At 55.9% G+C, this 15145-nt stretch carries 17 protein-coding genes; 5 read left to right on the forward strand and 12 right to left on the reverse strand.

Features of this window, described 5'->3' with window-relative positions; all coding sequences use genetic code 11:
• Window positions 1–169: 169 nt before the first annotated feature.
• The gene (locus IPP88_00845) at window positions 170–1276 is read left to right on the forward strand and encodes a hypothetical protein (GenBank protein MBL0121321.1); all 1107 of its coding nucleotides are present in this window, start codon (window positions 170–172) and stop codon (window positions 1274–1276) included.
• Here IPP88_00845 and IPP88_00850 read toward each other — a convergent pair.
• The 3 genes from IPP88_00850 to coaBC all read right to left on the reverse strand — a co-directional run bounded on the left by IPP88_00850 (window position 1219) and on the right by coaBC (window position 3436).
• Window positions 1219–1644 (reverse strand): DUF192 domain-containing protein, encoded by a 426-nt coding sequence (locus IPP88_00850; GenBank protein MBL0121322.1) that lies wholly within the window; start codon window positions 1642–1644, stop codon window positions 1219–1221. The two genes, IPP88_00845 and IPP88_00850, sit on opposite strands and share 58 nt — an antisense overlap.
• A gap of 117 nt (window positions 1645–1761) precedes the next feature.
• Entirely contained in the window at window positions 1762–2211 is a 450-nt protein-coding gene (gene dut, locus IPP88_00855) for a dUTP diphosphatase (protein ID MBL0121323.1), read from the reverse strand.
• Window positions 2204–3436: a bifunctional phosphopantothenoylcysteine decarboxylase/phosphopantothenate--cysteine ligase CoaBC gene (gene coaBC, locus IPP88_00860; GenBank protein ID MBL0121324.1), complete on the reverse strand. Its 1233-nt coding sequence runs from the start codon at window positions 3434–3436 to the stop codon at window positions 2204–2206. The genes dut and coaBC overlap by 8 nt, the downstream gene beginning before the upstream one ends.
• A gap of 31 nt (window positions 3437–3467) precedes the next feature.
• Here coaBC and radC point away from each other — a divergent pair, with 31 nt between their 5' ends.
• The 3 genes from radC (at window position 3468) to rpmG (ending at window position 4709) form a co-directional block, all read left to right on the forward strand.
• Window positions 3468–4145: a DNA repair protein RadC gene (gene radC / locus IPP88_00865; GenBank protein ID MBL0121325.1), complete on the forward strand. Its 678-nt coding sequence runs from the start codon at window positions 3468–3470 to the stop codon at window positions 4143–4145.
• 161 nt (window positions 4146–4306) lie between these two features.
• Window positions 4307–4543, forward strand: a complete 237-nt coding sequence (gene rpmB, locus IPP88_00870) for a 50S ribosomal protein L28 (protein ID MBL0121326.1) — start codon at window positions 4307–4309, stop codon at window positions 4541–4543.
• A 10-nt stretch (window positions 4544–4553) separates the two neighbouring features.
• Window positions 4554–4709 (forward strand): 50S ribosomal protein L33, encoded by a 156-nt coding sequence (rpmG, locus tag IPP88_00875; protein MBL0121327.1) that lies wholly within the window; start codon window positions 4554–4556, stop codon window positions 4707–4709.
• A gap of 73 nt (window positions 4710–4782) precedes the next feature.
• Here the strand turns inward: rpmG and IPP88_00880 are convergent, their stop codons facing one another.
• The 7 genes from IPP88_00880 to purM all read right to left on the reverse strand — a co-directional run bounded on the left by IPP88_00880 (window position 4783) and on the right by purM (window position 12440).
• Entirely contained in the window at window positions 4783–5988 is a 1206-nt protein-coding gene (locus IPP88_00880; protein MBL0121328.1) for a fatty acid desaturase, read from the reverse strand.
• Between the two features lie 107 nt (window positions 5989–6095).
• Window positions 6096–7388, reverse strand: coding sequence for a mechanosensitive ion channel (locus tag IPP88_00885; protein ID MBL0121329.1), 1293 nt, complete (start codon window positions 7386–7388; stop codon window positions 6096–6098).
• Window positions 7389–7391: 3 nt separating this feature from the next.
• Entirely contained in the window at window positions 7392–8651 is a 1260-nt protein-coding gene (locus IPP88_00890) for an RsmB/NOP family class I SAM-dependent RNA methyltransferase (GenBank protein MBL0121330.1), read from the reverse strand.
• Window positions 8652–8716: 65 nt separating this feature from the next.
• Window positions 8717–9880 (reverse strand): DUF3108 domain-containing protein, encoded by a 1164-nt coding sequence (locus tag IPP88_00895; GenBank protein MBL0121331.1) that lies wholly within the window; start codon window positions 9878–9880, stop codon window positions 8717–8719.
• Between the two features lie 19 nt (window positions 9881–9899).
• The gene (locus IPP88_00900; GenBank protein MBL0121332.1) at window positions 9900–10628 is read right to left on the reverse strand and encodes a DUF3108 domain-containing protein; all 729 of its coding nucleotides are present in this window, start codon (window positions 10626–10628) and stop codon (window positions 9900–9902) included.
• A 5-nt stretch (window positions 10629–10633) separates the two neighbouring features.
• Window positions 10634–11281, reverse strand: a complete 648-nt coding sequence (locus IPP88_00905; GenBank protein MBL0121333.1) for a phosphoribosylglycinamide formyltransferase — start codon at window positions 11279–11281, stop codon at window positions 10634–10636.
• A gap of 103 nt (window positions 11282–11384) precedes the next feature.
• Window positions 11385–12440 carry a phosphoribosylformylglycinamidine cyclo-ligase gene (gene purM / locus IPP88_00910; GenBank protein MBL0121334.1) on the reverse strand — a complete coding sequence of 352 codons (1056 nt, stop codon included), beginning with the start codon at window positions 12438–12440 and terminating at the stop codon, window positions 11385–11387.
• A gap of 300 nt (window positions 12441–12740) precedes the next feature.
• Between purM and IPP88_00915 the strand changes: the two genes are divergently transcribed.
• Window positions 12741–13778: an AI-2E family transporter gene (locus IPP88_00915; protein MBL0121335.1), complete on the forward strand. Its 1038-nt coding sequence runs from the start codon at window positions 12741–12743 to the stop codon at window positions 13776–13778.
• Between the two features lie 28 nt (window positions 13779–13806).
• On the opposite strand, the gene IPP88_00920 is transcribed toward IPP88_00915, so the two are convergent.
• Window positions 13807–14499, reverse strand: coding sequence for a HAMP domain-containing protein (locus IPP88_00920; protein ID MBL0121336.1), 693 nt, complete (start codon window positions 14497–14499; stop codon window positions 13807–13809).
• 64 nt (window positions 14500–14563) lie between these two features.
• Entirely contained in the window at window positions 14564–15109 is a 546-nt protein-coding gene (locus IPP88_00925; GenBank protein ID MBL0121337.1) for a hypothetical protein, read from the reverse strand.
• Window positions 15110–15145: the final 36 nt, after the last annotated feature.

Genomic DNA, 15145 nt, shown 5'->3' on the forward strand with positions numbered 1-15145 from the left:
TTGGGCACTTCTCAGCGACATGGCAGCACAGGCATGGTGCGATTTCTTTGCTTGGCGCAGTGATTGTTTGGTGTTTGCGAGGCTTTTGTCGATAAGCAGCAGGGCATGAAACACTTCTGGCACGCGCGATGCTTACGGTACATCGTCGATCATCACCGCGGAACCTGCAATGTCGGATATCACCAAGGTCGTCAGGGCACTTTGTTCATCTCGTTGCCTTGATGCGCATGGCGCAGCGTCTGCGCAGGCAATTGATCCTGTCACGATGCGCGATGCGTTTGCCGCGGTGCTGGATGGCGGCGCGACTGACCTGGAAATCGGCGCGCTGATGGCTGTGTCGATGTCGCTCGAATCGCCACGAACCGCAAACGCTTTCGCGGAAATAATCCTTGGGTTGAATGATGCGATTCGTGATCGCATGACGCCCTTGTTGGTCGATGCAGGGTCAGCACCGGTCGTGGTTTTCCCAAACTACGGTGATGAAAATGCATACCCGGAAATCCCGCTGGTGGCGTTGCTGCTGCGACGCACGGGCGTTCGCGTTCTGGTCCACGGGGCGGTCGAAACGCATTGCGGACTGCTCAATACCGGCATATTTCGCGAATTCGGCGTCCTTCCCTCTGCGACGCGTGGCCAAGCTGCATCGCAGTTCGCTGAAAATGGCCTTGCACTCTTGCCGGCGGCGTTGTTTTCGCCGGGGTTGGCTGCGATGTTGTCGTTGCGAAATCGGCTCGGTATCCGCACGCCAGCGCACGCGTTGGCGAACATGCTCATGCCCGTTCTGGACCCCTCAACCCGTTCGCTGCATGTCGTGAACGTTGCCCCGTGGCTGACAGCGTGCCTTGCGGAAGAAAGCCTGGTGCGCGAGGTGCCCGCGCTGCTTGTTGCGACGGAAGAATCATGTTTGGATGAGGGCGAAAGCCGCGCATATTTTGCATTCCACGACGGCGAATGCGGTTGTAGCTGGCAAACGCTGTTTGGCGCGGATCGCGTGTCGCTGTCAATGGAAAGTCAAGATGTGCCGACTGTTGATTCCAGGCTCGATCAGCATGACCCGCGTATTTGGGCCGCCTGGACACGAAAGCGTCTTGATGGCGCTGCGGGATTGCCGTTGCGGGTCACCAATCTGTTTGCGTGCTGCCTTTACGGCTGCGGATATGCACGCGATATTAATCAAGCCAAGGCGATCGTGGCGCTTGATACAGGCAATCAGGTCGCCTATTTGGGCTTGGGTGCTCTATTCAGCCCTTTAATGGTGTCGCCTGCTTTGACTTGATTTCGCTTGAACCATTCACTGTTCATTTCCAGGGCAAAGCGCGCCGGGCCAGCCGCTTGATGGGTGGTCTCGGTGAACGGCAGCATTTCGTGGATGCTCACAATTTTGCCCGCGTCATCCATGTACGCGACGGCAAGTGGAAGAGGCGTGTTGCGCATCCACATGGCGTGGTAGGCGATATCTGGAAAGACAAATAGCATGCCCGTGTTGGCTGCCATTTTTTCCCGAAACATCAGGCCTTTCTGGCGCGTTTCATCAGTTGCGGCGATTTCTGCGCGAATCGTCTGGTTGCCGGCTTTCAGTGTGATGGTGGGCAGAGGCGCTGCAACTTCCTTTGACCATGCCCAGGGTTTGAGCTGATGAAGGATGCAGAAACCAGCGCGGTCAACAAAAACAAGGGAAGGCGAATTGACATGATTTTTGGGAGTTCGCAGAAAAAGAGATAAACGCGGACGGATTCCATTGGGCGTACGCGGGATGCGCGGCTACTGCTTTCCTGTGCTGCCGAAGCCGCCCGCGCCGCGAGTGGAAGCGTTGAAGTCGGCGACGACATTGAACTCAACCTGCAACACGGGGACGATGATCATCTGCGCAATTCGCTCCAAAGGCTGAATCGTGAATTCGGCATGGCCACGATTCCAGACGGAGACGAAGATTTGCCCTTGGTAATCGGAGTCGATGAGCCCGACAAGATTGCCAAGCACGATGCCGTGCTTGTGGCCCAGGCCGGAGCGCGGCAACACCATTGCCGCATAAGTTGGATCACCAAGGTGAATCGCAATTCCGGACGGCACCAAGGTGGATTCACCGGGCTTTAACGTGACCGCCGCATCGACGCATGCGCGCAAATCGAGCCCGGCTGAGCCCGGCGTTGCGTAATGCGGTAATTGATCCAGCAGACGGCTATCAAGTACGCGTACGTCGAGTTTATGCATTTTCTTTGGTTTTGATGCCGGCTATGAGGGGGGACTTTGAGAATAATTCTGCCGCGTGGGCGACAATTGTTCGCGCAATGTGAGCTTTTGATGCTTGCGCGACATGGTGTTCGCCATCCCCATCCAGGATGGTAACTTCGTTCAGGTCCGAACCAATTGCCAAGGTGGCAGAATTGGCGACAATCATGGGAATTCCCTTTTTTTGACGCTTTATGCGCGCATATTCGACGACGTTCTCGCTTTCGGCGGCGAAGCCAACGCAAAAGGGTGGGCTCGGTTGAGCGGCAACCCACGCAAGGATATCGATTGTCGGCACGAGTTCAATTGTCATGTTGCCGGGAGATTTCTTGATTTTCTGTTGTTTCGGGCTGGCGGGCGCGTAGTCGGCAACGGCAGCAACCGCGAAAAATAAGTCAATAGCGCCTAAATTACATCTAACGGCATCTAACATCTGTGAAGCTGTTTGCACGGAAATTTTCTTTGCTCCATATGGCGGCTCAATTTCCGTCGGCCCACTAATCAGCACAACCTCGGCGCCTGCTTCAATCAAGGCGCGCGCAATCGCATAGCCCATCTTTCCGGAGCTACGATTGGTAATTCCGCGGACCGGGTCAATCAGTTCAAAGGTCGGGCCGGCAGTCACCAGTGCCCGCTTGCCCGCGAGTGCTTTCGGCCGATAAAACGCTTCTATTTCGGCTACAAGTGAATCCGCTTCCAGCATTCGGCCCATCCCCGTCTCGCCGCATGCCTGGTCGCCACTGGTGGGCCCGAGTACCCGAATGCCGTCGGCACGCAATTGCGCGACGTTTCTTTGGGTTGCGGGGTTTTCCCACATTTCGCGATTCATCGCAGGAGCAACAAGTAACGAACATGTCGGCTGACGAGCGATGCAAAGCGTTGAGAGCAGGTCGTTGCATAGTCCATTTGCCAGTTTGGCCAGAAAATCGGCACTGGCCGGCGCAATCAGGATGACGTCAGCGTTTCGGGAAAGCTCAATATGCGCCATGTTGTTGGCAATACGGCCGTCCCAAGTGTCGACGAATACCGCATTTCCAGACAAGGCCTGAAGTGTGACAGGGGTGACGAACCGGGTACCCGCGTCAGTCATCACGACCTGAACATCGATTCCGGATTTTTTCAAAAGACGAGTGAGTTCGGCTGACTTGTAGGCCGCAATGCCGCCGGTGATGCCCAACACGATTCGTTTTACAGTTTCTTCAGCCATTCCAGAATTTTACACAGGATTTTTCGAACCCATGGCAATTACCGAGTGGCCCGAGCACGAACGCCCCCGCGAACGATTGATCAAGCAGGGTGCAGCCGCCCTGTCGGACGCAGAATTGCTCGCGATTTTTCTACGAGTTGGGGTCAAGGGCAAAAGCGCTGTCGATCTCGGCCGCGAGCTGGTCGAACATTTCGGCTCACTTGCTGGGCTATTTTCAGCCAGTGAATCTGCGCTCTGCGGCATCAAGGGCATGGGGGCCGCCAAATACGTGCAATTGCAGGCAGTGTTGGAAATGGCGCGCCGGGCACTCGACGAAGAAATGAAGCAGACAGACGCGTTGAACTCACCCCAGGCGGTGAGGGATTACCTCAGGCTGACGTTAGCGCGTCTGCCGCACGAGGTGTTTGTGGCCGTTTTCCTGACTGCGCAAAATCGGGTTATTGCAGTCGAAGAATTATTTCGCGGCACGTTGACGCAGACCAGCGTCTATCCTCGTGAAATCGTAAAGCGGGCGCTAGCTCATAATGCCGCCTCAGTCATCCTTGCCCACAACCATCCGTCTGGTGAGGCGAGCCCGAGCGCGGCGGACAGATCGCTGACAAAGGCGTTGGCCGACGCCTTGGCGCTCGTTGACGTTCGGGTACTCGATCATTTCATTGTGGCGCCGGGCGCTTCGCTTTCGTTTGCAGAACAAGGGATTCTCGGGTGAATGGGACAAATTCACGAGGAAACAGTTGCGCCAAGTGCTTGGTTTTGTATATAATTTTGGGCTGGCTGCGGTTTGCGCCAGTATGGAAACGTCGCTGGTAATCAACAACTAATGGAACCGGTTTTTTCGGTCCGCTTCTAAATCGTTTAATGAGGTGTTCTATGGCACGCGTTTGCCAAGTAACGGGAAAAGCCCCGATGGTGGGCAACAATGTTTCCCACGCGAATAACAAGACCAAGCGTCGTTTTCTGCCAAATCTGCAGTACCGCCGTTTCTGGGTCGAATCCGAAAATCGTTGGGTGCGTCTGCGCCTGACCAACGCTGGCCTTCGTACCATCGACAAGAATGGCATTGACGCCGTGCTCGCCGATTTGCGCGCCAGTGGCGTGGCCATCTAAGGAATAGATCATGAGAGAAAAAATTAAGCTCGAATCAACCGCCGGTACTGGTCACTTCTACACCACGACCAAAAACAAGAAAACCATGCCCGAAAAAATGGAGATCATGAAGTTCGATCCCAAGGCACGCAAGCACGTTGCATATAAAGAGACGAAGCTGAAGTAATTCAATCGTTGTAGATACGCAATGAAAAAAACCCAGCTTCGGCTGGTTTTTTTTCGGTACCTTGTGCGGGTCCTCAGGCGTAGCTTCGAAGCTGACGAGAGAATTGCTGCAACTGTTGAATGCCGGTCGCTTCCGCGCGCTTGCACCAGTCTTCAAGCCTTGCAACCAGTTCCTCCTTGGATAGCGTGGACCGCTCCCAGAGCTTGGCGAGATCCTGGCGAAAGGTATAAATCGTATCCAGCTTGTTGCTTTGCTTGAGCGTTTCCTGAAGCGTCGCCCGATTTTCCGCACTGAGCTGCCCCTCATCGCTACGCAGCCAATAACGGAAATTGCGCAATGCCTTGCCTTCCCGCATGGACGCGAGTGGCGTGCTGCCATTTTGGCGGAGGTTGGCGATTTCTTCCTTGCATGTGGACTTCAGAGTCTTCGCGTACTTGGTGACAATTTCGTAGCGATGCGCGATAACGGCTTGCAACGTTTCGCCATCGCAAACCATTTTGTTTAAGTTGAAGCGCGGACGCGGCGCAACTTTTTTCACGGTTGCCAAACCGAGGAATTGCAGGATATTTATGTACAGCCAGCCGATATCAAACTCATACCAGCGCATCGAAAAACGCGCGGATGTTGGAAATGCGTGGTGGTTGTTGTGCAGCTCCTCGCCACCAATCCAGAATGCAATCGGCGTGATGTTGGTCGAGGTGTCGTTAACCGCATAATGGCGATAGCCCCAATAGTGACCGATACCATTGATAATCCCGGCGGCGTGGATCGGTATCCACGCCATCTGCACGGCCCAGATGGTCGCACCCATTGGCCCAAACAGCGCCAGATCAATTATCAGCATCAGTCCCACGCCCTGCCAGCTGAATCGGCTGTAGACATTGCGCTCGATCCAGTCATCGGGCGTGCCGTGCCCGTATTTTTCCATTGTTTCCGGCTTTCTGGATTCGATGCGATACAGTTCCGCGCCTTGTGTTAGCACTTTCTTGATGCCGTAAACGATCGGACTATGCGGGTCCTCCGGCGTCTCGCATTTGGCGTGATGTTTGCGGTGGATGGATACCCATTCCTTGGTGACTTGGCCGGTCGCAAGCCAGAGCCAGAAGCGGAAAAAATGGCTGGGGATGGCGTGCAAGTCCAGTCCGCGGTGCGCTTGGGCGCGGTGCAAAAATATGGTCACCGCCGCGATGGTAACGTGCGTCAATGCGAGTGCAACGACGATGTACCCCCACCATGGAAGGTCGATCAAACCAGTTGCAAGAAAATCAGGGATATTCAATTGTGAGCGCTCCGAACGAAAATCAATATTCTTCTTAGGATTCCATTTTACGATAATTTGCCAAAAAATGCCGGCGATTCTGCGTAAATGAATGATTTGAAATGAAATTATTCAGAATTGACTGGCCGTAACGGAACCGCTGCCTGAATGATGCGAACCTCGCGCTGAGGGTATGGCACTGCGATCCCATGTTCGCGAAACATCCGCCAAGCCTCAAATAGAATACCCGAGCGTAATGATGCCTGCCCTTGATCCGCGTCGCGAATCCAGGTTGTCAACTCCAATTCAATGCCGTTGTCTGCCAAACCCACGATCCAGACTGCAGGCTCCGGATCGGCCAGCACACGAGGCTGCGATTTGCCTGCCGCCAGGAGCAATGTCATCGCCTGTTGCAAGTCGCATTCATAGGCAACGGTCACGGGCGTCTTCACGGCAATTTTTGGGTCGGAATATGAGTGATTGAGCACCGTGTTGGAAATGATGCTGTCATTGGGAATGATGGCCTCGGTTCCATCGAGGCCGCGAAGCACCGTATAGCGGGCTTTGATATCCGCGACAACGCCTTGGCGGTCGCCGATGGTGACCAGATCACCGGGGCGGATTGACCGGTCAAGCAGGATGACAAATCCACTAACATAGTTGCTGGCAATTTTTTGCAGACCCAGACCCAATCCGACGCCTAGCGCGCCGCCAAATACCGACAACACCGTAATGTCGATGCCCACCATCGGCAGGGCAATCAGGATTGCGAGTGTGACGGCCAACGCGCGAATAATCTTTCCCGAAAACACCCGCATGCTCATGTCAAGCGAACCTGCCGACATCAGGCGTTTTTCAATAATGCGGGAAATCGCCAGCGCGACAAATACCGTAAACACAGACCAAAAAACGGCATGCAGGATCAAGAGGAGGGTAATTTTCTGCTTGCCCACTGCGAAGCTGATGTCATCGAGCGCGCCACTGATTTCTGGAAGAATACCCGTGAGATACAGTGCAACGATCCCCCAAACACCATAGGCAATGATTCGCTCCGATGCCTTCAGCATCGGGCTCGGCCGGATCACATGACGCAGAAGGTAGACTGCCAGGCGAATGCCGACAAATGAGGCAATGAGCGGGATCGCAATCTTGAGGAGTGGCACCGGCTGCCATTTCGACAGCGCAAAGGTTCCAATCGCGACAAATATCAGCGCGAGGAGCGGGAATACCAGGCGATGCACGCCGCCCGCACCGATCTTGAGGGCGCCCGGCTCAAGGTCCGCCGGCAGCTTGGCACGCACCTGACCGGCAATGAGCCAACTGACCAGGAAACCCGCGGCGATAACTCCCAGCTGCCACCATGCGCGACCAGAATTGAACTGCTGGACGAGCGTGTCAAAATCAGCCGCGAGGTTTTGCATGGACTACTTGCGGCGCTCCATCACGGCCGCAAAAAAACCGTCGGTTCCATGCTGTTGCGGGGACAAGCGGAAATACTCTCCCATGTCCTTGATCGGTAATTTGAGACGCGCGACCACGGCCGAGGCCGGCACGAGCTTGAAATCGGGGTGCGACGTGAGGAATTCCGTGACGATATGCTCATTTTCATCCGGCAAAAAGCTGCAGGTTGCGTACACCAGCCGGCCTCCCGGCTTGACCAAGCGCGATGCGGATTTGAGAATCGCGGCCTGCTTCACGTTGAGTTCTTTCACGCCCTGGTCGGTCTGGCGCCACTTCAAATCTGGATTGCGGCGCAATGTGCCCAATCCCGTGCACGGCGCATCAACCAGTACGCGATCAATCTTGCCCGCCAATCGTTTGATGCGCGCGTCGTTCTCTGTGTCTATTTTCTGCGGCGTGATGTTTGAGAGCCCGGAGCGTTTCAAACGCGGCCCCAGGTTAGTCAGGCGTTTTTCGGACACGTCGAACGCATATACGCGCCCGGTCGAGGCCATGACCGCGCCAAGCAACAACGACTTGCCGCCCGCACCCGCACAGAAATCCACCACCATCTCGCTGCGTTTGGCTTCCATCAACAGCCCCAGCAACTGGCTGCCCTCATCCTGCACTTCAACGAAGCCCTCAAGGAATGCCGCGTGTTGCGAGAGAGAGATCTTGCTCTCAAGACGAATCCCGATCGGAGAATACGGGGTAGCGGCGCAGACGATTCCCCCCTTTTGCAGTTGCCCCATGACAGCATCACGCTTGCCTTTCGCCGTGTTCACCCGCAAATCCAGTGGCGCCGGATTCATCATGCTGCGACCGAGAGCGACAATTTCCTTGTCGCTCATGAAAACCTTGAGTCGCGCGATGACCCAGTCCGGCAGCTCAGAGGCGATGCCGATGGGCGGATTGGCGGCAGGATGTGACTTGGCCTCGCCCAGCCACGTGCTCTCGCTCTTTTTAAGAATGGTCATCAATTCGCGTGCACTGATGCCCTGAAAACGCGTCAGGGCCAGCAACGCCATCTTGCGTGGTACGCCATCGGTCGCAATACTTTCTATGGCGCGCCGATGCCGCAGCACGGCATAAACGGTTTCGGCAATCAGGGCGCGATCGCGCACGCCGAGCTTTGCGTGTTCGCGGAAGAATCGTTTTAGCTGTATGTCAGCCGGAGAGGTCAGCGGAAGTACAACGGTGAGGGCTTCGACAAGCGTATTGAATTGGGCGGGAGTAAATGACATGCAGGAAGAGGTCGGAGCGACCAGAAAGGACCGAAAAGGACGCGAAATTGCGTGCCACAGGCGAATTATGGCGTAGTACGGATACTTGTCGCAATTAATTCAATGGGGAACCGCCCGGCGTAGAACTTTATTTTTACGGGTAAATGGAAATTATCCGGGGCCAGCCAAACCTCGTAGGTATCCTCGGGGTCGCTCGCCTCGCTGCGCAAATGGACGGATTCTATGGGGCCAGAGCGGGTTTCGACCGTCTCAATGCCGACTTGCCTGAAGCGGTGCCGATACACTTTTCGGGCGTTTGTGACCAGTACTTCCAGCCGGTCATCCGCGCGCTGCATTTTGGGCGCGTCAAAAGCCAACTGGAACAGAAAACTCTGCATATCTTGTATCAGCGGTGGCAAAGGCAGCAGGCGAGAGTCTCCACCACGTGTCAATTTCAACTCGTTTGAGGCGCGCAGAAAATCCGCCGTGTCCGCCGCTGCGTCACCACGTCTTATCTGAAATGAACTGGGCTGAAGCCCGGCGGGGGTGATTACACCGCGGCTGACCTGATGTAAAACGCCGACGAAATTTCCGATAATGAACCCGGTGGCCTGCATGCTGCTGTCGATTTCGAAACGATCGCCATCGCGTGTCCATTTGTAATCAGCCACTCCATCAGAAATGCTGGAAGTCATCTTGTACGCAATTGATATGCGCGATGGTAATTCCAGCGGCGACGGTTCGGGATCTTTCTGCGCGAGCGCAACCGGAATTGTTGTAGTGATGGCCTCGACAATTGCCGGCGTCGCCGCAGCAATCGTGTTGCTATCCGCCGCAGTGGCTAACTTTTGATCGGACGCGGAAGCAGCGATCGAACCATTCTCATCGCTGGTTTCGGTTGGGCGATCAATGGCGATTGCGTTCTCCGGTGCGGCAAAGGGGGTGTCGGAGCGTGGTATCGGTGCTGGCTTGGGTGCGACGGCCTTCGTCGCGCGCCTGCCGCGACTTGCGGAGGCCTTAAGCACAGGTGCAGAGATGGGCTGCGAATCCACTATTGGCACGAGTACCGCATCGAAACGTGCCGCCGCCGGCTCACGCCAGGCCTGAATGAAATACGGCGTTGCCAGCCAGGCAAAAAAATGCAGCGCCGTCGAGAGCAGGAACGCGAATGCGAGTACGCGTCGACTGTGCATAAGCGGCCATGCCGCGTTTGACGGCGGCATGGCAATGGAGGGCGCGTTGGTGTGCATGCCTATGATTTGTGCATTGTCATTGCGTCTGCAGACTGACCAGAGTCTGCTCCAGAGACAAGCCGCGCGAGTCTTCAAACATGAGTCTCACCGGTATGTGATGCTGATTCCTGGCAAGCCAGAGTTGCGCTTGGGATTGGCCTTGCCGGGTCTCACGCGCATAGTGCACGGTGGTATATGAGACGTCGCCAATCTTGATAGTCGGCTCACCTTGTTTGCGATAGTGATATTGCTCGGCTTCTTTGCCCTGACTCATCCAAAAAGTCACTTCCGGCGTGAGCGGAGCGAAAAACGCAAACTGGTACATTGCTGAAATACGATCAAGCGTGCCCGGCGGCAAGGCGAACGATTCGGTTTTATTGTTGCGGGTGGAAACAATCTGGCTCTTGCCGTAATCGAAGGTGGCGGACACGTTTTTTGTCGAGTCATTGTGACGCTTAAGCTCGTAGCGAACCGGCTCCAACCCCGCCGCGCCAATCCTGCCTTCGGAGCTCAGCGTGACCTGATCGTTCAAGAACCACTTCAAGGCGCCTGCAGTGTGCGTATCCGAGACGATCTTGTAAGTGTCTCCGTCACGAGTGAAGCGCTCTTCCACGGTGCCAATCAGGATGCCGCTCTTGTGAATCTTGTAGTGGGCGATGATTTGCGTCGGGCTGGCGGCATGGATTTGGGCATGCAAAATCCCCGCCATCAAGGCGCTGGCAGACAGCAGAAATGAAATCAATCCGAATTTGACTGAGCGCGGCATTCAAGTTATTCGCATGGAAAGCCAAGGTGGGCATTACTGACTTGTCCAGAAACGTCCAGGCCCGACAACTGGACGACATCTCCAGGCGTTATTTTCACGCGTCCCTCGGCAAGCCACTTGATCGCCAATGGATACATGTGATGTTCCTGGACCAGTACCCGAGTCGCCAGTGCGTCTTCCGAATCGTCTTGCAAGACGGGCACTGCCGTCTGCACGATGATCGGTCCATGATCCAGCCGTGGTGTGACGAAGTGAACCGTTGCGCCGTGCAGCTTGACGCCCGCGGCGAGCGCCTGACGATGGGTGTGCAAACCCGGGAACGCAGGCAAAAGCGACGGGTGGATATTGACGATCCGATGGGGATAACGCGCGATGAATTGATCGGTCAGGATGCGCATAAAACCGGCCAGCACGATGTAATCGGGGCGATATTGGTCGATGGTCTCGGCGAGTGCGGCGTCGAACGCATCGCGCGACGCAAACGCCTTGTGATCGACTACCGCGGTTGCGATGCCCTGCGTGGACGCAAAGCCGAGCCCTTTCGCGTCAGGCCGGTTGGTGATTACCGCGCGAATTTCTATCGGCAATTGCGCCTTGACGATCGCCTCCATGTTGCTGCCGCGACCGGAGATGAGTATGACGAAGGATTTCATGGGGACATTGGATCAACAGATGTGTAGCGATAAACTGACAAACTCTAGCTCTGGCGCGGTTCGCAGGCCATAATCGCCTGTGGAGGCGCGCCAGTGCGAGAGTTCACGCATTTTTCCGATTGACCACGGTCTGCGCCGCGCCTGGCGGTCGCGCGCGAATTTCGCCGATCGAGAACACCGTTTCCCCCGCGCCCTGCAGGAACCGCGTCGCCGTGTCGGCATGCTCGTTTGCAACGACAACGACCATGCCGATACCGCAGTTGAAGGTTCGCGCCATTTCCTGATCGTCGATCTGGCCGTGTTGCTGTAACCATGCAAATACCGGTGGAGCATCCCACGACTTGCCGTTGATGACGGCCATGACATCGTCGGGCAATACCCGCGGAATATTCTCGGTGAGGCCGCCACCGGTGATGTGCGCCATGCCTTTTACCCACTGCGGGTGTGCGTCAAGTAGCGCCAGCAGCGGTTTGACGTATATGCGCGTCGGCGCCAACAGGTCGAGTGCCAATTGCTGGTTTTGCGCGGCATGCAAATCGACCCCCGATCGCTCGATGACTTTACGGATCAATGAATAACCGTTCGAATGCGCGCCGCTCGACTTGAGCCCGAGCACAACGTCACCCGCGCGAATGGACTTGCCGGTGATGACGTTTGCTTTTTCCATCAGGCCAACGGCAAAACCGGCAAGATCATATTCACCCTCGGGATACATGGATGGCATCTCGGCCGTCTCGCCGCCGATCAGCGCGCAGCCGGCCAGTTCGCAGCCGTAGGCGATGCCCTTGACCACGTCGGTGGCCACCGCTACATTCAGTTTCCCGCAGGCGAAGTAGTCGAGGAAGAAAATGGGCTCTGCTCCCTGCACCAGAATGTCGTTTACGCTCATGGCGACAAGATCCTGGCCAACGGTATCGTGCTTGTTGAGGTGAAACGCAAGCTTGAGCTTGGTGCCGACGCCATCGGTGCCGGAGACCATCACGGGATTCTTGAACTTCTTCGATACTTCAACCAGTGCGCCGAAGCCGCCAATCCCGCCCAGTACCTCCGGGCGCATGGTGCGTTTGGCAAAGGGCTTGATATTTTCAACGAGCTGGTCACCTGCGTCGATATCGACACCGGCGTCTTTGTAGGTCAGGGGCGAGAGCGAGTTATTCATTTTTTGTGACTGGAAAGTTTGATGGCGCCTGAACCTGCGACGCTGGCGGGGTGGGTGGAGTAGGGGTGGGGTTGGGATGGAACGCTAGCGGAATGTGGATTCGCGGGTTAGGATTGTCGCTCGCCAATCGGACACAACTCAATTTTACTGGAATTGCCCCTGACATGCCCCGGAGAACTCCGCGCAATACATCAAATTTCCCCGAACACTTTGATCGCGGCACGACACCCGCGTTCCTCAAGCGACTGCGCGCGCGCCGCCTGCCAGCAAGTGTGGCCACGCCATCGTGGCTGAATTGGAATGTCGCCACGATGCTGCTCGCGATGCTTGGGTTTTGGGATTCTGCTGTGGGTGCTATCACCGATACTTGCACCGTTTCTGGCCGCCGCGATCCTCGCATACATTTTTGACCCCTTGGTCAGCAAACTTGAACGGAGGGGGATGTCGCGGGCAATAGGCACGGGCATTGCAGTCATGTTGCTGCTGCTTGCCGTGCTGCTGCTGCTGCTGATTGTGTTACCGCTTTTCTACAAGGAAATCCTTCAGCTTGTTGAGCAGATTCCGAGCTTTGCGGAGCAGCTGAAAACACGGGCGATTCCGTGGCTCAATGAGCAATTGGGCGTCGCGATCAGTCTTGACCCCACCTCGTTCCGGCAATTCGTGGCCGACAATCTGGCGGACACGTCGGGTATCGCGAAAAAACTGTTTTCCTCGGTTAGCGTAGGCGGGCTCGCTGTTCTTGGTTTCATGATCAACTTGTTGCTTATCCCCGTCGTGTTGTTCTACTTTCTGCGGGACTGGAATATTTTGCTGGGGCATATCGACAAGCTGATTCCGCGTCAAATGCACCCGACCATATCGGTTGTGGCAAAAGAGGTTGATGCCGTCCTGTCAGAATTTCTGCGTGGCCAGGTGAGCGTAATGCTCATCATGGCGGTCTATTACGTGGTTAGTCTGTGGCTGGCCGGGCTGAACTTTGCATTGCCGGTCGGGCTCATCACCGGGTTGCTGGTGTTTGTTCCCTATCTGGGCAGTGGCACTGGCCTTGTTCTCGGTACCGTGGCGGCAGTCATGCAGTTTCCAACCATTAACGGCGTGGCATTGGTTTGGGCCGTGTTTGGCGTGGGACAGTTGATTGAGGGATTCTTCGTCACGCCCTGGCTGGTAGGCGACCGCATCGGCCTGCATCCGGTGGCGGTGATATTTGCCTTGCTGGCGTTCGGGCAAGTATTTGGATTCTTTGGCTTGTTGCTGGCGCTACCGGCGAGTGCTGCGATATTGGTTGGGCTGCGTCACCTCAACGCCACCTATCAGGCGAGCGCGCTGTATTCGAAATAGGCTCGCAAACGCAGGCTCGAAACCCGGCCTAGAAGTTGCTGCCCTTCAATAGTTTGATCGCCTCTTCGGTACTGCGGCGCATGCGATTAAACGCAATGCCGAGCACACCGATCTCGTCCCTGGTTTTGGGTGCAAATTCCGGGATGGAAAAATTGCCGATCGAAACCGCATCGGCCTGACGGGCCATTTCCGCCACCGGACGGACGATCATTCGGTCGAGCATCAAATTCAGGACGACAAATACAGCGAGGAACACCGCACCAATTGAGCTCATCAGGGTGATAAGTGCGGTATTGGCCGTGGCCAGCACGGGCACCAGATCGATGTTTGCCAAGCGAATTCTTGCGCCGCCCGAGCCAGCAGGATGGAAAGTGCGGGCGACCGCGAGGCGCCGGCCACCAGCGGGCGCGGTCAATATTTCCGTCATCTGGCTTGAATTTGCCGCGCTCATTTTTTGCGCAACTTGCCCTTCGATGCCGCTTAACTCATCCGTTGCGGTGAACTCGCGTATTTTCATTTCAACCAGCCGGGAACCCAGGCCGGAGGCGATGCGCGGATCGAGATTTGAAAATCCCGCGGCGTCGAGCACCACCAGTGCCGCACGCCGGGCTTCATCGATTGCCTGATTTTCAAGATAGCGTAGGGCGACCATGCCAATGGTCGCAAAGCCAGCCACAAAGACAGCGAGCAAAATGAGGTTGAACTTGAGTCGCAGACCCATACCGAAAACTCCCTGTACTTGCGAAAAAATCGCGAATAAAAAATTGCCCTGGTGTGTCGCGCTGCTAATTGGGGCCGGATGCGGCACCACCGCTATTGCGAATGTGCAGAAAGAAGGAATCGCGCTCTTCTGGTGTGCGTAGATGACTGGCAAGCCGTTCAAAGAAATCCCTGGAATTTTCGGAAGCACCGGCATATCGAGTGACCAGCACGGTAGCCAACGGTCCAATGATCGACGCAAGCGCAACTTCTCCACGTTTCATGAGTTCGGGCGTAATCGGCGTTGCGGGTCGTCCACCAGTATTCTGTTGGCTGATGACTTTTGCGGCAGGTTTGACGGGCGCCGCCATTGCGGGCGCGCGAAAAGTGCCGAGAATGCGCTTCGCACTTTTCAAAAACAATTCGCGCTTCGCTAGATCCTCGATGTGCTGCGCGACCATGCGAATTGCCTCGTTCGGGTCGTTCGTCGCGCGACTCGCCCGCTTTACCGTCGTAATCGAATACGGTCCCAAATAGGGCAACAAGGCGCGCGTCAACTCTGCCAAAACAGCGGGGTCAATGTCTCCCGGGGGCAGATCGGCTACCCCATTGCCGGATGCGTTATGAATCATGTTGCCCGGTGGACGGTTCTGGTTGCCATGTTATTT

The sequence above is a fragment of the Betaproteobacteria bacterium genome (assembly GCA_016720925.1).
In the GTDB taxonomy this organism is placed as follows: Bacteria; Pseudomonadota; Gammaproteobacteria; order Burkholderiales; family Usitatibacteraceae; genus UKL13-2.